Genomic DNA, 23166 nt, shown 5'->3' on the forward strand with positions numbered 1-23166 from the left:
TTTCATTCCGGCCACAAAAGTAAGGGGGAAACAAAGCTCCTGGCACGGCTTTTTGCAAAAGCCGTTTCAAAATTGTGTTAAGGCGCATTTGTTTAACGCCCGCCCCCGCGCGGAATTCCGAATTTAGCAGCATGAGATCGATCCGGCTCCTGTTGTTGCTCCTGCTTGCCGCACCGGCCCTGCGTGCGCAGCGGGTGGAGCGTTTTGAATTCAACCTTTACACCGACAGCCTCAAAAAAGGCTTTTATAACTACATAAATATCGACGGGCAGCTCAGCGATGGCAGCTGGCGGCCGCTCGATTCGGTGCAGGTGGCCCTCAGCGCAAGCGCGGGCATTTTCAAAGGCAACGAGCTGTTTATCGACAGCAGCTATAAAGGCGATTCGGTACTCATTAAGGCCGTGCTCCGCTCCAACCCCGCGATCCGCCGCCAAGTGATCATCTATATCCGCAAACGAGGCTTCGACACCCTTCCTTCCGAGCAGGAAGTGCTCAACGGGCCCTCCGCCGGTGACCGGCGAAAGGGCCGTAGTTAAGGACAGGAAATCCTCAAACCGCATTCACACCACGATCAAAAGAAAAGGACGCACCGATGTGCGTCCTTTTCGATTCTATTATTTGCGATGCGGTGGATCAGGAAAATTTCTTCGCGTCTTCTACGAACTTGGCCAGGCCAATATCGGTAAGCGGGTGCTTCAGCAGGCCCAGGATCGACTCGAGCGGCGAGGTGATCACATCGGCGCCGAGCTCGGCGGCTTTGACAATGTGGTTGACGTTGCGGATGGAAGCAGCGAGGATCTCGGTCTCATAACCCTGCACGGCGTAGATATTGGCAATCTGCTCGATCAGGATCATACCGTCCCAGCCGGAATCATCAATGCGGCCGATAAAGGGCGAAACGTAGGCCGCGCCCGCTTTTGCGGCGAGGATGGCCTGCCCTGCGGAAAACACGAGCGTGCAGTTGGTGCGGATGCCGTTATCGGTAAAATACTTGATCGCTTTGACGCCGTCTTTGATCATCGGCACCTTCACCACGATATTCGGGTGAATGGCGGCCAGCTTCTTGCCTTCCTCGATAATGGTTTTGTAGTCGGTAGAAAGCACTTCGGCCGAAATATCGCCGTCGACCATTTCACAGATCGTCTTGTAGTGATTGAACACGGCTTCTTCGCCCGAGATGCCTACTTTGGCCATCAGGGAAGGGTTGGTGGTTACGCCGTCGAGAATGCCGAGCTCATGGGCTTCTTTGATCTGGGCCAGGTCGGCCGTATCGATGAAAAACTTCATGGAGGATGATTTGCCGCAAAGATAGCCAAGCAGATGTCTGATGTGGGATGTCGGACCTCCGATTTTGATCAAATCTACCAAAGAAAAAAGCCCCTTTCGGGGCTCTCAATAAGTTGGCAGGCTACTCACATCGCACCGCTACGACCGCCTACCCTTGCTACCTTCCGGTCCTGGGGGAGTTCAGCAGGAGCTGGTCGTGTAAGACCTGCCGGTGCAAATGTAAGGATGTCCGATGTCCAATGTCCGATGTTTTACAGATTTTTTTGAAAAAGGTGTTTCGGCTTGGTGTGCAGATCTGAGATCCGAGATCTGAGATCGTTACATTTGCCATATGCGTCGCCTACTCGAGATCGCCGGCAGCAGTTTCCGGATGGCCCTCCAGGAGCTTTGGAAAAACAAGCTGCGCACCTTCCTATCGCTTTTCGGCATCACCATCGGCATTTTCTGCATCATCGGTGTGCTGTCTACGGTGCAAAGTCTCGAGCACAACCTGCAGAACGAGATCAAGTCGCTCGGCTCCAACACCATTTATATTGATAAATGGGATTACAGCGCCGGCGGCGGTCCTAACTATCCCTGGTGGAAGTATGTGAAGCGCCCCTCGCCACGCATCGAGGAGCTCGCCGCCGTTAAGCAACGCAGCACCCTGGCACGCTATACCTGTTTCGAGATCAACGCCAACGACCGCGTGCAGGTCGGCGACAAGTCGCTCAGCGGCGTCACGCTTTACGGTGTCACCGAAGACTTCCCCTCGATCCAGACCATGGAGATCCGCTACGGGCGCGGGCTGAGCGATGCGGAGTTTTCGAGCGGCTCCGGCACGGTGGTCATCGGCAATGAAGTAGCCGACAAGCTTTTCCCGGCCCCGGAGCTTGCCGTGGGCAAACTCATCACCATCCGGGGCCGTAAATGCCAGGTAGTGGGAGTGATGAAAAAGCAAGGTAAGTCGATGATCGGTGGCTGGAACTTCGACCAGAGTGCCGTGATGCCTTATCGCTTTGCCCGCTTTATCATGGACGAGCGCCGTGCCGATCCGCTGCTGCTGGTGCAGGCCAAAGAAGGCGTCACCACCAAGGCGCTCGCCGACGAGCTGCGGGTGGCGTTGCGCGCCGTGCGGCGCCTGAGCCCGCGCGATGAGGATAATTTCGCCCTCAACGACATCAACGATTTCTCCACCAGCATCAGCGAAGCCTTCGTAGCGGTTAATATCGGCGGCTGGGCCATCGCTGCCCTTTCGCTGATCGTGGGTATGTTCGGCGTAGCCAATATCATGTTCGTTACGGTCAAGGAGCGCACGTCCCAGATCGGTCTTAAAAAAGCGCTTGGCGCCAAAAGCGGCGTTATCCTGAGCGAGTTCCTGCTGGAGTCGGCCTTTCTCTGCATCATCGGTGGTATCATCGGTATCGGCCTTGTTTACGGGCTTACCCGCCTCGTTACGATCCTGTTCGATTTCCCGATCTATGTGTCCACTTCGCTCGTACTACTCGGCCTCGGCATTTGCGTTGCCGTCGGCCTTATCGCCGGCATCATCCCCGCCGCCCGCGCAGCCAAACTGAACCCGGTGGTAGCGATTCGTTCTTAATAATGCGGTAATATGATAATGTGCTAATACGGTAAAAGCGGGTTGTATCGTCGGTTTGGCCGGCCTGCGTATGCCAGACAATTATCACATTAGCTCATTACCGCATTACCGCATTAATTTTGCCTATGCCCACGCTTCTCGCCATAGAATCTTCCTGCGACGAAACGTCTGCCGCCGTGTGCCGCGACGGAAAGATCCTTTCAAATCATATCGCCAATCAAACGGTGCACGAGCGCTATGGCGGGGTCGTTCCCGAGCTGGCGAGCCGCGCGCATATGCAGAACATCGTTCCGGTCGTGGATGTGGCGTTGAAGCAGGCCGGCGTTTCTTTAAGTGAGCTCGACGCAATCGGGTTTACTCAGGCGCCCGGCCTGATCGGCTCACTGCTCGTAGGCGCCCAGTTTGCGAAGTCGCTGGCGCTGGCGCTCAGCAAGCCCCTCGTGGCCGTGCACCACATGCAGGCCCACGTGCTCGCCAACCTGATCCCGGAGCGCAGGCCCTCTTTCCCTTTCCTTTGCCTTACGGTGAGCGGTGGTCACACACAGATCGTGCGGGCCGACAGCCCGACAGAGTTGCACATCCTTGGCGAAACTATCGATGACGCGGCGGGTGAAGCGTTTGACAAATCAGCAAAGCTGCTGGGCCTCCCCTACCCCGGTGGACCGCTGATCGACAAATACGCCAAAGAGGGCAACCCGAAGCGCTTTAAGTTCGCCGAGCCGCAGATCGAGGGACTCGATTTCAGTTTCAGCGGCCTCAAGACATCGGTGCTCTATTTCCTGCAAAAAGAAAGGGCCGCCAACGCCGCTTTTGCTGAAGAAAACATGGCGGATATCTGCGCATCCCTGCAGGCCACGATCATCAATATTCTGCTTAAAAAGCTGAAGAGAGCGGCCCTGGTAACAGGTATCCGCGAGCTCTGCATCGCCGGCGGTGTTTCAGCCAACAGCGGCCTTCGGCGCGCCTTCGAGGAGCTGGGTCGCGAGCAGGAATGGAACACCTACATCCCCGATTTTCAGTACTGTACCGATAATGCCGGGATGATCGCAATTACCGCATACCACAAGTTGCTGGCCGGCGTTCACGAAGACCTGGATGCCGCCGCCACCGCGCGCTCCGACTGGCATTGATATGGCGAATCCTTTTTTCCGGTTCAAGCAATTTACGGTCTGGCACGACCGCAGCGCGATGAAGGTGACCACCGACGCCTGCCTTTTCGGTGCCTGGGTGGCTTCGCGCCTCCGCGGTAGCGCGGTCGGCCATGCGCTCGATATCGGCACGGGCACCGGCCTTTTATCGTTAATGGTGGCGCAGCAATGCAGTGCCCCGATCGACGCCGTGGAAATCGACCCGCAGGCAGCAATGCAGGCCATGGAGAATCGCACTGCCGCCGGCTTCGGCAACATCACCGTGCTTACCGGCGACCTGTTGCAGCTCGACCTGCCGCGATACGACGTAATCTTTTCGAACCCGCCTTTTTATGAGAAAGAAATCGAATCGGGCAACGCGGGCCGGCGAACGGCCCACCATGCCGACGGGCTCACCTGGAACGAACTCTTCGCTTTCATAACGCGTCACCTGGCGCCGGGAGGCACGGCCTACCTGCTGCTTCCCTACAAGCGACGGAAAGACCTGGACGCCCTGCTACGCCGGGAGGGATTGTATTTATACGAGGAGATCGCGGTGCGCCCGAGCACGCGGCAAAGCCCTTCCCGGCTGATGGTTGCATTAGGCTCCACTGAACGGGAAGTGCAATCAGGTGAGCTGCTCATTGCTAACGAAAGCGGCTACTCGCCCGAATTTGTGGCGCTGCTCCGGGATTATTATCTCTATCTCTGATCGTCCTTTCCGTCCGCGTAATCCTGCAGATACAGATATTCTCCGGTAAGGTGCCCACCCTGGGCAATCGTTGCCCGTTCAATAATGGCAGAAGTTGTACCCACTAGGCTGGGAAGCACATATTTGATCAGCTGCTCGCCAAAGTAACGCGATGCGTCGCGCGGAAGCTCATTGGGCAGGTTGCCTACGGCCATGATATCAACAGAGCCCGGAAGGTAAGGGACGGTTTTCTGCAGGCTGTTTTTATCAACCCCGTATACCGGCTCGTCAATCGTCTGGTCGCCCAGGTTGATCGGCACCGAGCCGCCGGTATCGTCGGTGATATCGGCAATTACCTGGAGGCGGAAGCCCGGCTTCTGCACGTCTTCGGCTTCAAAGAGCCGCGGAATGTTCACATCCCAATACACACCGTTCATGAGTATATCGGCGGCAAATACATAGGGACGGAAGCGGCTGCGGTATTCGGTGGGATGGTTGTGAAAATCGAGGCGGTTGTAGGGCGCGCCATCGTTCCGGGCATACAGGTCGGACCCCTTCAGGTGGATATACACCGGGTAGGAAAATTCGCGCTCCAGGAACTCTTCCTTCTCCACCTCGCGCACCTGCATCAGGTTCATTACTTCGAGCGCGCCCTGCGCCACCCGGCCCGATCCGGTGACCACGATCTTGACATTGGGAATATCAAGGCCGAAATATGTGTGCATCAGTTTGCGAAAGGTCTTATGCTGGTGCACGCGGCCGAGCGAAAAGGTGCCGGTACGATGTCCGTACACCATCATCCCGTTGTGCGCACCTACGATACCTGCGAAGAAGCCGAAACCGATGATGCGCTGTCGGTCGTCATGCAGGAGACACTCGTAGTCGATGAGCCGGATCTTTTTATCCAGAATGGCTTTCAGCAGCTTTTGGTTATGTGGCTGCTTCTTTTTGGTATGTGAAAAAAACAGGTAGGTCTTACCGGCAATCAGTTGCTCCACCGGCACCTCTTTGATGCCCAGGAGAATATCGGCATCAGAAAGGTCTTCCGTCACTTCGATGCCGGCCTTGCGGTATTCGTTGTCGGAAAAACAGCGGCCGGGCGAAGACTGCACCTTCACGGCTACCTGCGGAAAACGCTGGCGAATCCATTTACACTGGCTGGGCGTCAGGGCTACCCGGTTGTCCGGCGGTGTCTTCCCTTCGCGAATAAGTCCGATAGTGATCATAACAAGCGAGGCAAAGCTAAGTGATTCGACATAGACGTAGCTTTGCCATTCATGCTATCTTATTTCGAACTTTTTGCCATCCCCGTTACCTTTCGCCCCGACAAGGCCGCTTTGCGCAGACGATTCTTCGAGCTCTCGCGCGACGTGCACCCCGATCATTTCGCGCAGGAGACCGAAGCCAACCAGGCAGAAGCCCTTGAGCGTTCGGCGCAGCTGAACAAGGCGTATAAGACATTGACCAATGAGGACGAACTGGTCCGTTATGTGCTTTTGGAAAAAGGCCTGATGCAGCCGGAAGAGAAGTACGCGCTTTCGCCCGACTTCCTCATGGAGATGATGGAGCTCAACGAAGAGGTGCCCGACGCCCTTGACGATGAGGCCGCACGCGGGCGCCTCGTGGAGCGGCTGCGGCAGTGGAAAAATGAAATTTATGAACCTGTTGAAAACACTCTGGAACATTATCAGGAAGGTGTTACTTCCGAAAAAGAGCTGCTGCAAGTAAAGGAGTTTTACTACCGCAAGAAATACCTCCAGCGTCTTGCGGGGCAGTTGGGGCAAAAGTTGTAATATTGCCGCCCTGCCCAAGTGGCGAAACTGGTAGACGCAGCAGACTCAAAATCTGCCATTGGCAACAATGTGCCGGTTCGATTCCGGCCTTGGGCACAACCTCCTTCGGGAGGTTTTTTTTGTGCCCGTCGCACCTTCTCAGCGAAAACGCAGGTTCATCGAAATGATATCGCTGTGCAGCCCGTTGCTTCGCAGGTAATGACCGTAGCGCAGCTCGAGCATATTCCAGTGCTTCATTCCCAGCACCCCTTTCTCCGGCAGGAAACGGATACCGCTACCGAAAAATTGGCTGTGGAGCGCGGCGAGGTCATAGTCGCTGGTAAAAAGCGTTGCCGCGGGATCCTGGGCTGCAAAGGGAGCGAAATAGTCGGCCGCGGTTTGCGTGTAATAACGGTAAAACGGGCTGACCGACAGGTAAGGTGTGAGCTTTACCGGCACCTCCAGTTCGGCGGTATGCGCCCGGATGCCCCAGTCGTCGGTGTAAAAGCGATAGGACCCGCGGAAAATAAAACGGTCGCCCGCAAAATAGTGGAGCCGCGCTCCTATTGGCAGTTTAAAGCGACTGGAGGGTAACTGTTCGGCACTCTCGGAGCCGTTCTTGAAATAAACCCTTTGGTAGCGCGTCGCCAGCAGGCCTTCCTGGCCCACCAGGTCGAGCAGCAGCACCGCCTGCAGCCTTGGGTTGATCACCTGTGAATAGGAAAAAGAAGCACTGTAGGTGCGGCGTGGCGAGTAGCCTTCAACGGCCTCACCCCGCCTCCGTAATTCTACGGGCAGGATCACTTTCCACTGGTCGAAATAAGCCTGCAGATGAAGCCCGAATTCCCGGTTATTGTCGGCCGAGCTTTTGGAGCCCTGCAGCCCCACACCCAGCGAGGTATAGTCGTACTCTTTCGAAAAGGAAACACTGCCACCGAGTGTATGGCCGCGCACCGGGTTTTTAACCGTGTAGTTCAGCGAGGGATAAATCCGTGTATCGGCATGCGAAGCTGATGAAAGCGTTGCCGGGTCGATCATATCGGAGGAAGCCGAAGTATAGTGATCCACGCCGATCTCGGCCACCAGGTTGTGTTCGCGGTTGTTGCGGTCGTAACGGACCCATTTGATGTCGATCGTATTGCTGATGTCGGTGAGCTGCTCCGTACCGATGCCGCCGGTAACCGCCGAATTATCACCGTCCTGGGTATAGTAGGCGGAAACCAGGTTGATCTCGGTGATACTGAGCTTGCGTGGCCGGTATGCGCTGCTGTCACTGACAGCCGTTTGCTGCGCTGCGGCCGAAAGCATGCCCACGTAAAGAGCAAGAACGTTCAGGTAGATTTTTTTCATATGTCGCTAATTGCAGCCGCAGCCGCCGCCCGTTTTGCCTCCGGTGGCACCGGACGCCCCTTCGCGGTAAGCCTGGAAATTGAATTCGAACTTCTGCACCTTCCGCGCCGCCAGTTCCATCTCGGCGTCGTTCAGGTAGGCTTTCTGGTAAGGTTTTACCGGGCTGCAGGCGCCAGCGGCCACCGCGGCTAAGGCAAATCCGATCAGGCGTTTTTTCATATCAGGAAAGTTTGATACCCATTGAACGGTGCACCACATTCTGCTCATCCACAATCAGGCACTCCACATCGCGCAACTGGTTTACGAGGTCGAGACCGGCACGTACCCCCATCACCATTACCGGCGTTGCCAGGGCATCGGCGATCTCCGCGTTCGGGCAGATAACCGATACACTTTTTATGCCAGCCACGGGCATGCCTGTACGCGGGTCGATCGTGTGCGAATAGCGGCGTCCACCGATCACTACGAACTTCTCGTAGTCACCCGAAGTGGCAATCGCTCCTGCTCCAAGCGCCAGCGTGGCAAAGGGCAGGCGCCGCTCATCGGGCGCGGCGATGCCTACGGTCCAGGGGCGGCCGCCCGGCGCCTGGCCCCAGCAGCAGAGATCGCCGGAGGCGTTCACGACACCAGAAGCGATGCCCAGCCCGCGGAGCAGGGCGCGGGCACGCTCAGCGGCATATCCCTTACCGATGCCGCCGAAACCGATACGCATGCCCTGCTCCCGTAGAAATACAGTGCTCTTGCCGGGATCGAGGATAATATTACGGTAATTGATGAGGCGAACACCCCGGCGCGCAGTCGCCGCGTCGGGCAATGCGTTCATCGTCCGGTCGAAATTCCAGAGCCGCTTGTCGAGCCCGCCATAGGAAATATCAAAGGCACCCTGGGTGAGCCGCGAGATCCGCAGAGACCGCTCAACCAGGGCGAACACCTCAGGGCTTACCGGCACCGGCGCCGCGCCGGCCGCAGCATTGATACGCGCGGTTTCGCTGGTTTCTGAAAAAGTGGTCAGGACGGCTTCGATCCGTCGGATCTCATCAATGGCGGCGTCGAGTGCCGACGCAGCGGTACCGGCATCCGGGGAAAGGATCGTAAAAGAGAAGGTATTTCCCATCAGCCGCTCGGAGCGGCGCAGGACGTTTTCTGTAGTCAGCGTGGGCATTTTGTTACAGCTCCCGGCGATGGCGGTCGAGCTCTGCTATGAACGCAGCCTTATCGGTTACAGCTCCCTCCCAGCGCCGCAACACCTTGCCGTTGCCATCGAGCAGCACGAGCAGCGGAAACTCCCCCTGCGGGTTGTAACGCTCGGCAAGTTTTTCATTTGCCTGCTGCTGTATGCGCGACAGCTGGTGTTTTTTCTGGCGCGGGAAGTCGGCCTGTACCGTAAGCAGGTTAACCGCGGCATAGTGGCTGAAAGCCGAATCACCGAAGATTTCTTTTTCCATCCGTATGCAAGGAATACACCAGTCGGAACCACTAAAACGAAGCAGCACCGCTTTGTGTCCGGCATGGGCGGTCGTCAGTACGCTGTCGAAAGCTGGAGACTGCGCGGAAACAGCCGTAGTCACGGCCAGCAACAGGAAAAGGATCAGAGTTTTCATAGGAGACAGGCTTTGCTTAAAATTACAAACACCGTCCTGACGGCAGTGTTAAAGCGACGTTGCGCAGCGTTAAACTGTGGTGAATTTGCCACTGTGGCTCCCTTGAAGCGCAGCAGTGAGAATCGTTACGGCGCCGGTAATGGGCCGCCGAATACTGCCGGTTCACCCTTATTACCCTAAAATGATGAGGACTTTTGCCTTTGGGGAAGTCCACGGAGCGGTTTGTGTGTAACTTTAAGCCCTGCCCGGACGGACGGGTTTATACACCCTTTTACCATGACGAAAAACAGCCAACATTTACTGGAGCGGCTGCCGGAAGCTATTTTCCAGTTCGACGCAGATGGTTTCGTACGCTATGTGAACCCTACTGTAACAAAAATCACCGGCTATAGCCCGGAGGAATGGATCGGCCGTACCCGCACCCTGCTCTACCTCACCGATGAGGATTCGATAAAAGCCGAATATGAATTTGATATGGCGGTGCGCGAAGGCCGCTTTCTTTCCGAAGGCTGGCGCCGCCGTAAAGACGGCAGTCAATACTGGGGCGAATTGCTCATCAGCCCCTTGAAGAACGAAAGCGGCGAGCTGGAGGGATTCGTGGCCATCCTCCGCGACACCACCCGGCACAAGGAGCATGAGGTGGAGCTCCGCCGCAGCGAGGAGCGCTACCGCCTCATGGTGGAGGGCGTTCATGAATACGGCATTTTCCTGCTCGACACCACAGGTCACATCCTCACCTGGAACGACGGGGCACAGCGGATTAAAGGGTACCGGCCAAGCGAGATCATCGGCAAGCATTTCTCCACTTTCTATACTTCCGAAGACCTGGAATCGAAAAAGCCCGAGCGCGAGCTGAAGATCGCCGTGGCCACGGGCAAATACGAAGAGGAGGGCTGGCGCGTACGCAAGAACGGTTCGGTATTCTGGGCCAACATTGTGATCACGGCGCTGCTCAACGAACAGAATAAACTGGTGGGCTTTTCGAAGGTCACCCGCGACCTCACCGAGCGGCGGATGAACGAGGAAGCGCTGCGGCAGAGCGAAGAGCGCTACCGCTCGCTGGTGGAGCAGGTGGTCGACTACGGGATTTTTATGCTCGATGAGCGCGGCCGGATTGTTTCCTGGAACGAAGGCGCACGACGCATCAGCGGCTATAATTCCAACGAGATCATCGGGAAATATTTTTCGATTTTTTACCCCGAGGAAGATATCATCAACGGCAAGCCCGCCCACGAGCTGCGGGTGGCCCGTGCTGACGGGATGTATACCGAAGAAGGCTGGCGCCTGCGGAAAGACGGCACCCGCTTCTGGGCAAGCGTATTGATCACCGCTGTGTACGGCGTTGAAGGCAACCTGATCGGCTTTTCGAAAGTGACGCGCGACCTCACCGAACGCAAAGCCTCGGAGCGCGCGCTCCGCGACAGCTATGAGCAATACCGGATGCTGGCCGACGAACTGCGCCACACCAACACCGAGCTGTCGGCTGCCAACGAGGAACTGGAGCAATTCACGTCCATTGTGTCGCACGACCTCCAGGAGCCGATCCGCACGATCAAGAGCTTTCTCCAGCTGATTGAGCTAAAGCTCACCAGTGGGGAGCAGGAAAACCTGACCGACTATATCGGCAAATCGATCGCGGCCGCCGACCGGATGCGCGAGCTCATCCGCAACCTGCTCCACTATTCGCAGCTGAGCAAGGGCGAGCTCGAGGTACGGCACGTGCCGGTGAACGATATTCTCCAGGAAGCCCTGCAAAACCTGAAATCGGTGATCGACCGAAGCCATGCCCGGATCCTTATTGAAAACGAGGTGGAGTGGGTGGAGGGCGACCGGGTGCAGCTGGTGCAGCTGGTGCAGAACCTCCTCAGCAACGCCATTAAATTTACCGACGCCGAAAGCCCGCGGATCCATATCCTCGTCCGGGCCGAAGGCAATACGGCGCGCTTCTCTATCACGGATAACGGCATTGGCATTTCCGAGGCCGACCTGAGCAAGGTTTTTGAGATCTTTCGCCGCCTTCACACCGAGAAAAAATACCCCGGCACCGGCATCGGGCTGGCCATCTGTAAAAAGATCGTCGACCGGCACCAGGGCCAGATCTGGCCGGAATCGCAATCCGGCGGCGGCACCACCTTTCATTTTACGCTGAACAATAATCTTAAGGAAAATACACCCGCATAAATGAAAACCTACCGGATCATCCTTGTTGAGAACGACGACGACGAGCAATTATTTATGAAAGACAGCTTTCAGCGGGCCGGCGTTTTTGAACTGCTGACCGTGGCGTCGAATGGAGAAGAACTGCTGGAATGGATTTCGAAAAACAGCACCCGCCCCGACCTGGTGCTCACCGACCTGAACATGCCGGGAATGAACGGGATGGACATCCTGGGCGCATTCCGCGACGATCCCCGCCTCCGGGGCATCCCGGTGGTGATCACCTCCACCTCGTCCACCCCTTCCATCATTGACAAATGCATGGATGCCGGCGCAGCCAACTATATGGTGAAGCCGGATACGTTTATCCAATACGATCCCTTTGTAAAGGAACTCTATCAATTCATGAAACGCCGCGAGGGACAGCCGGGAACCACAACGTCCTGACCGGGCCGACCAGGCTTAGGAATGACGGCTGATCAGGAGCCGGTAACAAACCGTTCCAACAGATGCTCCACCGCATTGCCCGGGTCGGTGCACATACCGGGGTGGACCCGCGAGGTCTGCACTACCGTGCTGCGCACAGCAGTGAGCCAACGGAAACGTCCGGCGGCATCGAGTGCTCCGATGGGGCCGCTGCCTGCTTCGCCCCGCGCAATCCGCGAAAACGCATCCAGGTAAGACTGTATTTCTACAACGTCAGCTCCGGGTGCCAAAGCCAGCAGGCGTGCCTCGTCGAGGTGCAGCCGCACTTCTACAGCGCGCTTCTGACGGCAATAGAGCACCACGCCGACGTTGATGAACTCCTCCCGCTCCACGCGGGGCACCAGGCGCACCACGGCGTATTCATAAAGCAGCGTTGCGGGCATTGATGGCTTCATTTAAAAAGGGAGCGGTATCGGCAATACGTTCGTTAAGATAATCACAGTAGGCAAGGCGCATCTTTTCCGGGTCCTCACCCGGGAAGGCATGCCCCAGCCAGTCGGCCGGGATGGCATCGGTGAGCGCACATACAAGAGCCGGCGTCAACGCCGCACGCCCGGCCGCGTCGGCTTCCCGCAATTGGTCGGCCCAGCGAAGCAGCACGTGGTCCTTGATCATCGCAAAGGGCCGCTGCGCCTGGCCGCTGAAGTCGGAACCGGCATGATGAAAATAAAGCGAGGCGCCATGATCAATCAGCCAGAGTTCCTTTTGCCACATCAGCATATTGGTGTTCCGCGCCGTCCGGTCAACGTTCATCAGCAGCGCATCGAGCCACACGATCTGTGAGGCAAGCGCACCTTCGACGGTGGTGACCGCGGGGTCGTAGGTAATGGCGCCTGAGAGGTAATGGAGCGCCAGGTTTAGCCCCGCGCTGGCCTTGAGCAGGTCCTGTATCTCCTCGTCGGGCTCGGTGCGGCCAAAGGCAGGATCAACTTCCGCGAAAACGAGTTCGGGGACCTTGAGCCGGAGCGCCCGCGCGAGCTCACCACCCACCTGCTCGGCGATGAGCGCCTTCACGCCCTGCCCCGCGCCCCGGAACTTGAGCGCATAAAGAAAATCGTCGTCACCCTCCACGATGGCCGGCAGCGAGCCGCCCTCACGCAAAGGCGTCACGTAGCGGGTAACTTGAATGGTGCGTATCGACATAGTTTCGCGGATCAGGCGGCAAATATCGGCAGAAACGGGACAGCCTAACCGCAGCTAAGTTTTCCACATTGCTAAATATCTTAGCTCCTATCCCGTACTTTGTAGCAAAGAACGCGATCATGCCTACCCATATCAACTGCCCCAGCTGCGGCACCTCCGTGGATGTTGAAGAAGTGCTTTCCGCCGATGCCGAGCAGCGGATCCGGCAGCAATACGAGCAGGAGCTTCAGAAAAACCTTGCATCCATCAACAACGAAAAAAAGCGGCTGGAAGAAGAGCAGAAGTCCTTCGAAGAGAAAAAACGCCGCGAAAACGAACTGTTCCAGGAGCGCCTGAAGGCCGAGAAGCAGAAGCTGGAGACAGAACTCAATGCTGAAAAGCGGCGCATCGAAAGTGAGCTCCAGCAGCAACTGAAGCAAAAGATCTCGGCCGATTACGAGAACCAGTTGCGCCTGCTGCAGCAAAACGCAGCCGACAACGAGGCGAAGCTGAAAGATGCCCGGAAAAAGGAGCTTGAGTTTTTGCAGAAAGAGCAGGCCCTCAGGAACCGCGAGCAGGAACTCGAGATCGCCATTCAGAAAAAGTTGCTTGAGGAGCGGAACATCCTGTCGCAGCAGATCCGCAAGGAAGAAGCCGAGCGCAACCAGCTCAAGGAAACTGAATATACCCTCAAATTAAAAGAGCTGGAAAAGCAGCTCGAAGACCAGCGCAAATTGGCCGAGGAAATGAAGCGAAAGGCCGAACAGGGCTCCATGCAGCTCCAGGGCGAGGTGCAGGAGCTGCTGCTCGAATCGCTGCTGCGAGAAGCTTTTCCCACCGACGTCGTGCATGAAGTGGGCAAGGGCGTGGAAGGCGCCGACTGCATGCTGACCGTACAAAACCGCCTTGGGCAGGAAAGCGGCAAGATCATTTTTGAAAGCAAGCGCACCAAGGCTTTCCACAACGGCTGGATCGAAAAGCTCAAGACCGATATGCGGGCCCAGGGCGCCGACGTGGCCATCCTGGTAACGGCCGTTTTCCCCAAGGACATGCATTGCTTCGGCGAGCGCGACGGCGTGTGGATCTGCACCTTCTCGGAGGTCATTGCCCTGACCAATGCGCTGCGCCACACGATCCTGCGTGTGTCGGAAGCCCGGAAGTCGGAAGAAAATAAGGGCGATAAGATGAACCTGCTCTATGGTTATCTCACCGGCGTGGAATTTCGCCAGCAGATCGAAACGATCGTTGAAGGTTTTCTTTCACTAAAAAACAACATCACCAAGGAGCGCATCCAGATGGAAAAAATGTGGAAGGAGCGCGAAAAGCAACTCGAGAAAGTGCTGCTGTCCACCTCGGGGATGTACGGCTCCATCAAGGGAATTGCGGGCGCCTCAATCGGCTCGATCCCGCTGCTGGATGATGGCGGCGATGTAGGCTTGTTAGACGAATAACCGGAAGCAAGAGAAGGAACGCTGATTCCGCAAGCGGAATACGCGGATTGGTTAAGATTTGCGCAGGTGGTGGTACCGATATCTGCGTCAACCATAACAGATCATAAGAAATCTGCGTTCTTTCTCCCTACCCCGCCACATACGCCAGGCACAGGTCGCCCGTCATCCGGCAATGAACATCGAGCGGCTGCCCGAGCTCTTTTCCGAACAACAGGCTGAAGCGGCAGCCGGCTTCCGTATCCCTGACGGATTGCACCGGCATATCATGGCGGAAGTCGACATTGCCCTTTCCGTACCATTTGAAAACGGCTTCCTTGCTGCTCCATACCAGTGTGGCCAGCTCCGGGTCCGACCAGCACGCGGCGCCGGGAGCAATGCGTTGCTCTTCGACCGGCGAGAGAAACTTATGCCGGATCCGCTGCACTTTTTCAGAAACCAGCTCGATGTCGATTCCCACGCGCAGCGAGCGGCTGGCAATCGCGGCTGCATAATCGCCGCAGTGCGAAACGGAGAAATGAAAGGCCTCGTCGTCAAGGAAAGGCTTGCGGGTATCGGCGATGCGGATGAGGGCCAGCGGGAAATCCGGGAACAGGTGCCGCAGCAGGTAGCGACCCGCCAGGTGCTGGAGCCGCTTGTGCGGATGCGTGATGGCGCGCTGGAGCGGCACATCGAAAAAGGCCTCCTCCTCGGCGATGTGCCAAACGGCCAGTCGCGTGTCCTTATCCACTTCCTGTTCAAAAAAGATCGGCATCGTTTTGCTGTTTTCCGGTATTTTGGCGCGTCCGAAGATACCTACAGTAAATACTTAAAGTATTTTTCGACACCGATAAACCCGCCACATGATCCTTTCCGACAAACGCATACTCGAAGAAATCAGCAAGGGCACCATCCTCGTTCGGCCCTATGACCGCTCCTGCCTCGGCAGCAACAGCTATGATGTGCACCTCGGGAAGACGCTGGCCACCTACCGCAATCACATTCTCGACGCGAAGCAGCACAACGAGATCGAATATTTCGAGATACCCGAAGAGGGCTTTGTGCTCTACCCGCACATCTTCTACCTCGGCGTAACGCTGGAATACACGGAAACCCATGCACATGTACCGTTTCTCGAAGGCAAATCGTCTACGGGGCGCCTCGGCATCGATATCCACGCCACCGCCGGCAAGGGCGATGTCGGCTTCTGCGGCCACTGGACACTGGAAATCTCGGTGAAGCAACCCGTGCGCGTTTATGCCGGCATGCCCGTGGGACAGCTGATCTACTTCCCGGTAGACGGAGAGATCGAAGTGGCTTACAACCAGAAGGCCAATGCGAAATATAGCTACCAGATCGACAAGCCCGTGGAATCGATGATGTGGAAGAACAAGTTCTAGTTGATCGGTTATTTGGTTAATTCCTAAGAAGCCTGTCATTCCCGATATCTTTCCTTTCAGCAAAGCTGCATCTGTGTTCTGCACGACTTACCGCGTTCAAATAACCTCAGAAATCCAGAATTTCAGAACCTTTCTAGTGGCCGTTCAATCTCCAGATGCTGAAGGTGAGCATCGCCGCGAAGCTTACCCATGCGATATAGGGAACCAGCATCCAGGCTGCCGGCCGGCTGGTGCGGGCGAAGGCGAAAATGGTGAGGAGAATGGCGATCCAGAGCAGCAGGATTTCTGCGAAAGCGGCGCCGATGCGATGCATCCCGAAAAATAACAGCGACCAGCAGAAATTCAGGAACAGCTGGACACTCCATAAAATGATCGCCCTTTGCCGTGCAGCACTGCCGGGGCTTTTCCACACTTAATAAAAGGCGATTCCCATCAGGATATAAAGCACCGTCCATACGGGTCCGAACACCCATCCCGGCGGGTTCCAGGAGGGCCGTGCAATGGCCCTGTACCAGCTTCCCGGGCCAGTTTCGGTGAATGCCGCGGCCGATGCGGCCACCAGCTGCGGGATGACAAGTGAAAGGATAAGCCTGTAGCCGTTTTTCATACCGACCTAAACAAACGAAAAAGGATTTGGCTCACTTTGCGAACGCCTCGCTTAAATATTCTTTATTCGATATTCATTATTCGATATTCAAATGGCATCCGCGCCATATTTCTTGTAATAGGCCAGCAGCCAGCGCACCACTTCGTCGTAGGTCTCGATCCCTTTTTTCTGGTTGTTGAGCTTAAGATACTGATCGTAAAACTTCATCACCAGCGGCTCTACCGAGTTGCGGGTTCGCATCACGTACCGCAGGTATTCCCGCCGGTCGCGGCGCACCCGGAAATGGGCGGTCCGCCGGAGCACGTATGCTTCCATCGGGTCCATAGCGCTGTAATCGGCCAGCACATAGGAGTACATTTCATAATAGGCCGCATAAACAAAATCGGGGTTTCCCGAAGCGCGCCCGGCGAGAAAGCCGGCGAAGTTCGCTTCATTCTCCTTGGCATAACCAAGTTGGTGGCCCATTTCATGGCAAACCACAAATGGACGGATAAAGACCGGGATGCCCGTATGCACCTGGGCTTCGGCAGTAAAGGGGTTATAATAACCGGTAAAGCCGAAGTAATGTCCTACCGGCGACAGCAGCGAGGGTTTTATCGAGGGGTTGGAATAAGCGAGGAAAGGGTAAGGACCCGCTGCTTTTTGATAGGCTGCCACGGCTTCACCGAACAGCACCCCATGACGGGCAAGGCGCCCGCGCCGCGCCGTATCCACCCGGTCGCCCCAGGTACAGAGCCGCGCCTGCAGCAGGTGGGCCAGCCCGGGCAGCAGTGCCGTGTCGCGTGGTTCCAGGTGCAGGTCAAGACTGTGAGCGATATCGGTACGGCTGTAGTTCAGGCCCCAGAGCAGCTGAAACAGGAGGTAGACGGAAAGCGCGATCTTTGCAGCCCGAGAAAGGGGGCGCGCCCAGTTGCCCAGCGCGAGCTTACGTTGGGCCGCCCGGCGGAGGAAGCGAAAGAGCTGCCAGGCGAGGTAGACGACAGCGGCGCCATATAAGAGGTCGCCTATCGAGAAAGGAACCCAGCCGAAGAGCGCACGGAGCCCGCGGCTCAGGGGCGGGTAAAGGCCCTGGCTGTACCACCGCTCCACGCGGCCGGCATCAGAAGAAAAGACCTGTACTACCACTACGGCAGCCGCTAAAATGAGCAGGAAAGGGTCGCGGAAAGGGCTTTTGCCGGTCATTCAGGGCCTTATTCGTTAAATTTCTTGGGGCAAAATAGCCCTTTTTACCCTTTTTGCCTTACCTTTGCGCTCCGAATTTCAAGGATTTAAACCCAGGATCATGACCCACCGGCGGGAGTTTGAAATAGCGTTTGTTGGATTAAAGCCGGGTGTTCATGAATACCTGTATGAAGTCAATGATTCGTTCTTTGAGGAGTTTGGAGAGCAGGATTTCCGGAAGACGGGTGCCACGGTACGCCTCTTCCTGGAAAAGAACACGGGCTTTATGCGCCTGCGGTTCGAGGTTGGCGGCAAGACCGAAGTAACCTGCGACCGTTGCGCATCGGAGCTCCCCCTGCAGCTGTTCGACGAATTTAACCTCACGGTGAAAATGGTGGAAGACCCCGAAACCATGAACGACCAGGAGGAAGACCCGGACGTCTATTATATCGGCCGCGGCGAAAGCCACCTCGATGTAAAGAACTGGATCTACGAATTCGTCAGCCTCAGCATCCCGATGCAGAAGACCTGCGAGTTCGAGAATATGGACGGACCGCACTGCAGCCCCGATGCCAGGCGCCTGCTTAACGACATGCGCCCGGTGGAAGGACCCAAAGAAAACCCGCTCTGGAAAGGCCTGGAGAAGTTCCGGGACCTCGAAGGAGAGGAAAACAATTGATCTCAGATGTCAGATCGCAGATCTAAGATCTGGCTGCCGAGAACAATAGATCCGAGATCTGAGATCAGAGATCGATAGATTTTTGTAACACGTGGAAGGAAAGCGTTGCGATTTTCGTTTGACGATCCCCGTTTCACGATACCGATAACAGAATAAAAAAACCGAGTTATGCCTAATCCTAAACGCAGACATTCGCAGCAACGCAGCGCCAAGCGCCGCACGCACTACAAGGCCGTAGCCCCCACGCTGTCCACCGATAAGACCACCGGCGACATCCATGTACGTCACCGTGCCCACGTAAGTGAAGGCAACCTGATGTACAAAGGACAAGTTGTGGTTGAAGGTTTCAAGAAGTAAGCGACACCTTTTTTCGAACATCCATGATTCCGCTGACCGGTGGAACCATGGATTTTTTATTTTTGGCGCTTCATGAAGATCGGCATTGATATGATGGGCGGCGACTTCGCCCCCCTCGAAGCGGTCCGGGGCATCCGGCAGTACCTGCAAGACGGACAAGCGCACCTGCTGTTGCTCGGCGACGAGGCACAGGTGGCACCCCTCCTGGAACAGGAAGGCATCCCCGCCGGGAAGTATACCCTCGTACATGCACCCCAGGTGATCGATATGCATGAGCATCCAACCCGGGCGCTCAAGGAAAAGCAGCAATCGTCGATCGCTATCGGCTTCCACCTCCTGGCTTCGGGTAAGATGGACGCCTTCATCTCCGCCGGCAACACCGGTGCGATGCTGGTGGGCTCACTTTACGCCCTCAAGCCCCTGGAAGGGGTGCTTCGCCCCACCATTTCCACAATTATTCCGAAAGAGAACGGCAAGACCGGGCTCCTGCTCGACGTCGGCCTCAATTCCGACTGCAAGCCGGAGCACCTGAACCAGTTTGCACGGATGGGCTCCATCTATGCCCGGCACATCCTGGGCATCGACAACCCGCGTGTCGCCCTCCTCAATATCGGCGAGGAAGAAGGCAAGGGCAACCTCCTGGCGCAGGCTACCTATCCCCTGCTCAAAGCCAATACAGAGCTGAATTTCGTGGGCAACGTGGAAGGACGCGACATCCTGCTCGACAAGGCCGATGTAATGGTCTGCGACGGCTTCACGGGCAATATCATTCTCAAGCTCGCCGAGTCGCTTTTCGAGATCGCGAAGCAAAAACAGATTGACCACGAATACTTCAATCGGTTCAATTTCGAAAACTATGGCGGCACCCCCGTGCTCGGCATTTCAAAGCCCGTCATTATCGGTCACGGCATCTCGAAATCGATGGCTTTTCACAACATGATAACATTGGCACAGAAAATGATTTATACGGGAGTAATGCAGCAGATGTCGATATGACGCAGTGAGGACAGGCAGGCTGCAGCGAACACCCTTAATCATTCAACCGTGAAACACCTATTGTCCGGCCTGCTGCTCCTTGGCAGCATCAATCTCCTGCATGCCCAGGAACTCTCCGCTCCGGTAGCCATCAACAAGCAAAGCAACCCCGAGTACTTCACCGTAGCTGCCACTTCCAGCGTAGCTCCTGCCGCCAGGCGCCTGACGCTGCAACAGCGCCGCATGTATTATCGCCTCGGCGAGCGCCTGGTGACCATCAACAAGCAGGTTACCGATGAGAGCATGCCCTACGTTTTTATTTCCCTCCACAACAACGAAAGCGGTATTGCCGACGCGGCACGCCAGTCGATCTACACACAGGGCGGCACCCTGCTGGAGCTCCTCAACGACAACCAGCGGAATATCGAGTTCACGCTTTTCGATAAGGAAGTAAGCGTCGACCCCAACAACATCTTCACCCCGAAGGGCCGCAACCAGGACCTGGCTGTGAGCCGCAAGACCGATATGGTGATTGCACACCAGCTGAATGGCTTCGCTCAATTCCTGGTAGACGAGCTGCCTTATGAAAAAACGGTGGTGTCGGTCCACAGCAACGAAGCCGGCGATTTCACCATCAACGACTACAGCAAAAACGGCGAACGCGAGCGCGACGCATGGATGATGTATCGCAATCCCTCCATCGACGAAAATGATTTCTTCGTAACCACGGATAAAGAAATTTTCCAGGCGCTGAAAACCCGCAACATGAATGTAGTGCTGCAAAGCGTGCGCTCGAAAGACGATGGCTCTCTGGGCGTGTATTGCAGCCGTACGCACCGCGCTTACCTCGGCATCGAAACACGCAAAGGACATAGCGAAGAACAGCTGCGTATGGTGCAGATGGTGCGTGAAATTCTGCGCTAGCGAAAAAAAATCTGCGCTTTTTTCAAAAATATTTTGGCTGTTAAAAAACAGCCTTTATTTTTGCACTCCCAACGCAAACGGGTTGATGCTCAACGGGAACGAAAAGCATCAAAAGATCTGGTAGCTCAGTTGGTAGAGCAATACACTTTTAATGTATGGGCCCTGGGTTCGAGTCCCAGCCGGATCACAAACAAAGCCTCCTTCGGGAGGCTTTGTTGTTTTCGGCTTGAATGTTCAATATTCAATGCTCAATTTTCAATCTTCAAGCAGGGTGCACTCGTGCCTTGAACATTGAACATTGGATATTGAATGATTTTCTGAATACCTTAGGCACACAATCCTCCTCCTATGGCAGACTTCTACAAAGACAAGATCGTTGTGGTAACCGGCGGCACCGACGGCATCGGCCGCGCCCTCGTAGACGAACTGCTCGCGCGCGGCGCGCGGGTAGCCACCTGCGGCCGCAACCACGACAAGCTGTACAAGCTCCAGTCTGAATACCCCTCCTACCCGCTCCACACCTATGGCGCCGACGTGAGCGACGAGAACGCGTGCCGTGCATTCATCGAGTCAACGCTCAAGATCTACGGCGGCATCGACATACTGATCAACAATGCGGGCATCTCGATGCGCGCCCTGCTGAAGGATCTCAACACCGACGTAATGCACCGGGTGATGGACGTCAACTTTTTCGGCGCGGTTTATTGTACCCGTTATGCGCTTCCTTCGATCATCGGGCGAAAAGGAAGCATCGTAGGCGTATCGTCGATCGCGGGCTACCGAGGCCTCCCCGGCCGAAGCGGTTACTCGGCATCGAAATTCGCGCTGCAGGGATGGCTCGAAGCGATCCGCACCGAGCTGCTCGAAAGCGGGGTACATGTGATGTGGGTGTGCCCGGGATTCACGACCTCCAATATCCGCAACGCGGCCTTGAATGAGGAAGGACTGCCACAGGGAGAAAGCCCGATGGACGAAGGGCAGCTGATGCCGGCCGACGAATGCGCGCGCATCATCCTGCGCGCAATCGAAAAGCGGCGGCGCACCCGGGTGATGACCTTCACCGGTAAGCGCACCGTTTTCATGAATAAATTCTTCCCGGGATGGGCCGACCGGCTTGTGCAAAAGTTCTTCTTCAAAGACGGAAAGCTGGTTAAATAGGGGCTTCGCGCGGATGGGAATAACTTGTTCACCGGAACGGATTATGCGCTTTCGCGGATATTGTTGATTTTTGGGGCTTCCACTCATCGGCATGCCACTCGTAACCCTTACATCCGACATTGGCCAGCAGGATTACCTGGTGGGCGCCATCAAGGGGCGTCTGCTACGCATCAACCCCGAGTTCCGGATCATCGACATCACCCACAGCCTCTCTCCGTTCAACTACCCGCAAGCGGCTTACGTGTGCCGGAGCGCCATCAAGAACTTCCCCGAGTTCACCTTTCACATCGTACTGATCAACCTTTTTGAGTCGAAGCCCGACCAGCTGCTGCTGGCATATCATAACAACCAGTACGTGGTATGCGCCGACAACGGCCTGCTGGAGATGATCCTCGAGGACCGCCCCGAAATGGTGATCGGCGTACCGCTTGAAAAGACCGCGATCAAGAATACGCTCTATTGCATCGACGTGGCTGCAAAAGCCATCACCCAACTCGTGAACGGCGAGCCGGTGCAGAACATCGGCACCCCCGACGCGGGCTATATTGAGAAAAACCCGCTCCGCCCGCTCCACGGCGAAGGCTGGATCGAGGGACATATCATCTTCATCGATAACTTCGAGAACGTGGTGGTGAACATCACCCAGGAGCAGTTTGAGCAACAGCGCCGCGGGCGCCGCTTCAAGATCGTGTTCAAGCGCGACGAAGTGATCGACCGCATCTCGGGTTCCTATGCCGATGTGCCGCAGGGCGAAAAGCTGGTGCTGTTCAACAGCGCCGGCTACATGGAGATCGCTATCAACAAGGGCAATGCCGCCGGGCTCTTCGGGCTGCGCGGCTTCAACGAAAAGGAATCGAACCGTTTGTTTTACCAGACGGTAAAGGTTTACTTTGAGGCATGATCCGCCGTGTTGTAAAGATGGTCTTCCGTCCCGAGGAGACCGACACTTTCCTTTCCTATTTCGAATCCCGTAAAGAGCGCATCCGCGGCTTCGATGGCTGCAGTCACCTCGAGCTCTGGCGCGACCACCGGGATCCGCGCATCTTTTTCACCTACAGCCACTGGGATTCGGAAGCGCACCTGGATGCGTACCGCAAGTCGGAATTCTTCGACGAAACCTGGCGTGAAACGAAAGCCAAGTTTGCGGAGAAGGCGGAGGCATGGACAGTGGATGCGCTTCATCAATTGGTCTGAACCCGCTCTTCGCCGGAAGGCAAGGAAGGAAAAGAAGCGTCTTTAACCGCAAAGAAAATAAGGAGCAAAGGTTTTCGCTAAGGTGACTATTCTGTTCAGCGCAAAACCG

At 56.2% G+C, this 23166-nt stretch carries 26 protein-coding genes, 2 tRNA genes, 1 other RNA gene and 1 pseudogene; 18 read left to right on the top strand and 12 right to left on the bottom strand.

The features are described 5' to 3' along the window. The first annotated feature begins 131 nt into the window (after positions 1–131). Positions 132–536, top strand: a complete 405-nt coding sequence (locus EPD60_RS02660; protein WP_131446566.1) for a hypothetical protein — start codon at positions 132–134, stop codon at positions 534–536. Between the two features lie 97 nt (positions 537–633). Here the strand turns inward: EPD60_RS02660 and fsa are convergent, their stop codons facing one another. After that, complete coding sequence (fsa, locus tag EPD60_RS02665) at positions 634–1287, bottom strand: fructose-6-phosphate aldolase (protein WP_131446568.1); 654 nt, start codon at positions 1285–1287, stop codon at positions 634–636. A gap of 111 nt (positions 1288–1398) precedes the next feature. Next, positions 1399–1498, bottom strand: an RNA gene (ffs, locus tag EPD60_RS02670) — signal recognition particle sRNA small type. Between the two features lie 120 nt (positions 1499–1618). Here ffs and EPD60_RS02675 point away from each other — a divergent pair. The 3 genes from EPD60_RS02675 to EPD60_RS02685 all read left to right on the top strand — a co-directional run bounded on the left by EPD60_RS02675 (position 1619) and on the right by EPD60_RS02685 (position 4708). Then, positions 1619–2869 (top strand): ABC transporter permease, encoded by a 1251-nt coding sequence (locus tag EPD60_RS02675; protein ID WP_243647745.1) that lies wholly within the window; start codon positions 1619–1621, stop codon positions 2867–2869. Between the two features lie 125 nt (positions 2870–2994). Next, positions 2995–3999: a tRNA (adenosine(37)-N6)-threonylcarbamoyltransferase complex transferase subunit TsaD gene (tsaD, locus tag EPD60_RS02680; RefSeq protein ID WP_131446570.1), complete on the top strand. Its 1005-nt coding sequence runs from the start codon at positions 2995–2997 to the stop codon at positions 3997–3999. A 1-nt stretch (position 4000) separates the two neighbouring features. Further along, a complete protein-coding gene (locus tag EPD60_RS02685; RefSeq protein WP_165871377.1) occupies positions 4001–4708 on the top strand; it encodes a tRNA1(Val) (adenine(37)-N6)-methyltransferase in 708 nt (235 codons plus the stop codon). Here the strand turns inward: EPD60_RS02685 and EPD60_RS02690 are convergent. Continuing rightward, positions 4699–5913 (bottom strand): NAD(P)-dependent oxidoreductase, encoded by a 1215-nt coding sequence (locus EPD60_RS02690; protein ID WP_131446574.1) that lies wholly within the window; start codon positions 5911–5913, stop codon positions 4699–4701. The genes EPD60_RS02685 and EPD60_RS02690 overlap by 10 nt on opposite strands. 51 nt (positions 5914–5964) lie before the next feature. Between EPD60_RS02690 and EPD60_RS02695 the strand changes: the two genes are divergently transcribed. After that, positions 5965–6480 carry an iron-sulfur cluster co-chaperone HscB C-terminal domain-containing protein gene (locus tag EPD60_RS02695; protein ID WP_131446576.1) on the top strand — a complete coding sequence of 172 codons (516 nt, stop codon included), beginning with the start codon at positions 5965–5967 and terminating at the stop codon, positions 6478–6480. A gap of 12 nt (positions 6481–6492) precedes the next feature. After that, positions 6493–6576 (top strand) — tRNA-Leu (locus EPD60_RS02700). Positions 6577–6618: 42 nt separating this feature from the next. Here EPD60_RS02700 and EPD60_RS02705 read toward each other — a convergent pair. From EPD60_RS02705 to EPD60_RS02720, 4 genes are read right to left on the bottom strand one after another with little or no spacing between them, the layout of a single operon-like run. Then, the gene (locus tag EPD60_RS02705) at positions 6619–7809 is read right to left on the bottom strand and encodes a DUF3570 domain-containing protein (protein ID WP_131446578.1); all 1191 of its coding nucleotides are present in this window, start codon (positions 7807–7809) and stop codon (positions 6619–6621) included. Positions 7810–7815: 6 nt separating this feature from the next. Then, entirely contained in the window at positions 7816–8028 is a 213-nt protein-coding gene (locus tag EPD60_RS02710) for a DUF4266 domain-containing protein (RefSeq protein WP_131446580.1), read from the bottom strand. Position 8029: 1 nt separating this feature from the next. Continuing rightward, positions 8030–8971, bottom strand: a complete 942-nt coding sequence (locus tag EPD60_RS02715) for an FAD:protein FMN transferase (RefSeq protein ID WP_131446582.1) — start codon at positions 8969–8971, stop codon at positions 8030–8032. A gap of 4 nt (positions 8972–8975) precedes the next feature. After that, positions 8976–9410: a thioredoxin family protein gene (locus EPD60_RS02720; protein ID WP_131446584.1), complete on the bottom strand. Its 435-nt coding sequence runs from the start codon at positions 9408–9410 to the stop codon at positions 8976–8978. Positions 9411–9686: 276 nt separating this feature from the next. On the opposite strand from EPD60_RS02720, the gene EPD60_RS02725 reads away from it, so the two are divergent. After that, positions 9687–11591, top strand: coding sequence for a PAS domain-containing sensor histidine kinase (locus EPD60_RS02725; protein ID WP_131446586.1), 1905 nt, complete (start codon positions 9687–9689; stop codon positions 11589–11591). Beyond that, complete coding sequence (locus EPD60_RS02730; protein ID WP_131446588.1) at positions 11592–12014, top strand: response regulator; 423 nt, start codon at positions 11592–11594, stop codon at positions 12012–12014. A gap of 32 nt (positions 12015–12046) precedes the next feature. Here EPD60_RS02730 and EPD60_RS02735 read toward each other — a convergent pair whose 3' ends face one another. Further along, positions 12047–12436, bottom strand: a complete 390-nt coding sequence (locus EPD60_RS02735) for a DUF3037 domain-containing protein (protein WP_131446590.1) — start codon at positions 12434–12436, stop codon at positions 12047–12049. After that, positions 12414–13196 carry a HipA family kinase gene (locus EPD60_RS02740; protein ID WP_131446592.1) on the bottom strand — a complete coding sequence of 261 codons (783 nt, stop codon included), beginning with the start codon at positions 13194–13196 and terminating at the stop codon, positions 12414–12416. Before EPD60_RS02740 ends, EPD60_RS02735 begins: the two co-directional genes overlap by 23 nt. A 119-nt stretch (positions 13197–13315) precedes the next feature. On the opposite strand from EPD60_RS02740, the gene EPD60_RS02745 reads away from it, so the two are divergent. Further along, positions 13316–14626: a DUF2130 domain-containing protein gene (locus EPD60_RS02745; protein WP_131446594.1), complete on the top strand. Its 1311-nt coding sequence runs from the start codon at positions 13316–13318 to the stop codon at positions 14624–14626. Between the two features lie 127 nt (positions 14627–14753). On the opposite strand, the gene EPD60_RS02750 is transcribed toward EPD60_RS02745, so the two are convergent. Next, positions 14754–15377: a 4'-phosphopantetheinyl transferase family protein gene (locus EPD60_RS02750; RefSeq protein ID WP_131446597.1), complete on the bottom strand. Its 624-nt coding sequence runs from the start codon at positions 15375–15377 to the stop codon at positions 14754–14756. Positions 15378–15465: 88 nt separating this feature from the next. On the opposite strand from EPD60_RS02750, the gene dcd reads away from it, so the two are divergent. Continuing rightward, on the top strand, positions 15466–16002 hold the full coding sequence (dcd, locus tag EPD60_RS02755; protein ID WP_131446599.1) for a dCTP deaminase: 537 nt from the start codon (positions 15466–15468) through the stop codon (positions 16000–16002). 133 nt (positions 16003–16135) lie between these two features. Here dcd and EPD60_RS17215 read toward each other — a convergent pair. Together EPD60_RS17215 and EPD60_RS02765 are read right to left on the bottom strand one after the other, a co-directional pair. Then, positions 16136–16609, bottom strand: a pseudogene (locus tag EPD60_RS17215) (TspO/MBR family protein). Between the two features lie 87 nt (positions 16610–16696). Further along, positions 16697–17791, bottom strand: a complete 1095-nt coding sequence (locus EPD60_RS02765; protein WP_131446601.1) for a DUF3810 domain-containing protein — start codon at positions 17789–17791, stop codon at positions 16697–16699. A gap of 100 nt (positions 17792–17891) precedes the next feature. Here EPD60_RS02765 and EPD60_RS02770 point away from each other — a divergent pair, with 100 nt between their 5' ends. The 8 genes from EPD60_RS02770 (at position 17892) to EPD60_RS02805 (ending at position 23057) form a co-directional block, all read left to right on the top strand. Continuing rightward, positions 17892–18449, top strand: coding sequence for a YceD family protein (locus EPD60_RS02770; protein WP_131446603.1), 558 nt, complete (start codon positions 17892–17894; stop codon positions 18447–18449). A gap of 168 nt (positions 18450–18617) precedes the next feature. Beyond that, complete coding sequence (rpmF, locus tag EPD60_RS02775; protein WP_131446605.1) at positions 18618–18806, top strand: 50S ribosomal protein L32; 189 nt, start codon at positions 18618–18620, stop codon at positions 18804–18806. Between the two features lie 72 nt (positions 18807–18878). Then, positions 18879–19802, top strand: coding sequence for a phosphate acyltransferase PlsX (gene plsX / locus EPD60_RS02780; protein ID WP_131446607.1), 924 nt, complete (start codon positions 18879–18881; stop codon positions 19800–19802). A gap of 48 nt (positions 19803–19850) precedes the next feature. Then, complete coding sequence (locus tag EPD60_RS02785) at positions 19851–20705, top strand: hypothetical protein (RefSeq protein ID WP_131446609.1); 855 nt, start codon at positions 19851–19853, stop codon at positions 20703–20705. Positions 20706–20819: 114 nt separating this feature from the next. Beyond that, positions 20820–20892 (top strand) — tRNA-Lys (locus tag EPD60_RS02790). 161 nt (positions 20893–21053) lie between these two features. Beyond that, positions 21054–21863, top strand: coding sequence for an SDR family oxidoreductase (locus EPD60_RS02795; RefSeq protein ID WP_131446611.1), 810 nt, complete (start codon positions 21054–21056; stop codon positions 21861–21863). A 91-nt stretch (positions 21864–21954) separates the two neighbouring features. After that, positions 21955–22764 (top strand): SAM hydrolase/SAM-dependent halogenase family protein, encoded by an 810-nt coding sequence (locus tag EPD60_RS02800; protein WP_131446613.1) that lies wholly within the window; start codon positions 21955–21957, stop codon positions 22762–22764. After that, positions 22761–23057: a putative quinol monooxygenase gene (locus EPD60_RS02805; protein WP_131446615.1), complete on the top strand. Its 297-nt coding sequence runs from the start codon at positions 22761–22763 to the stop codon at positions 23055–23057. The genes EPD60_RS02800 and EPD60_RS02805 overlap by 4 nt, the downstream gene beginning before the upstream one ends. Positions 23058–23166 lie beyond the last annotated feature (109 nt).

Origin of the sequence: Flaviaestuariibacter flavus (assembly GCF_004337505.1) — a bacterium.
In the GTDB taxonomy this organism is placed as follows: Bacteria; Bacteroidota; Bacteroidia; order Chitinophagales; family Chitinophagaceae; genus Flavisolibacter; species Flavisolibacter flavus.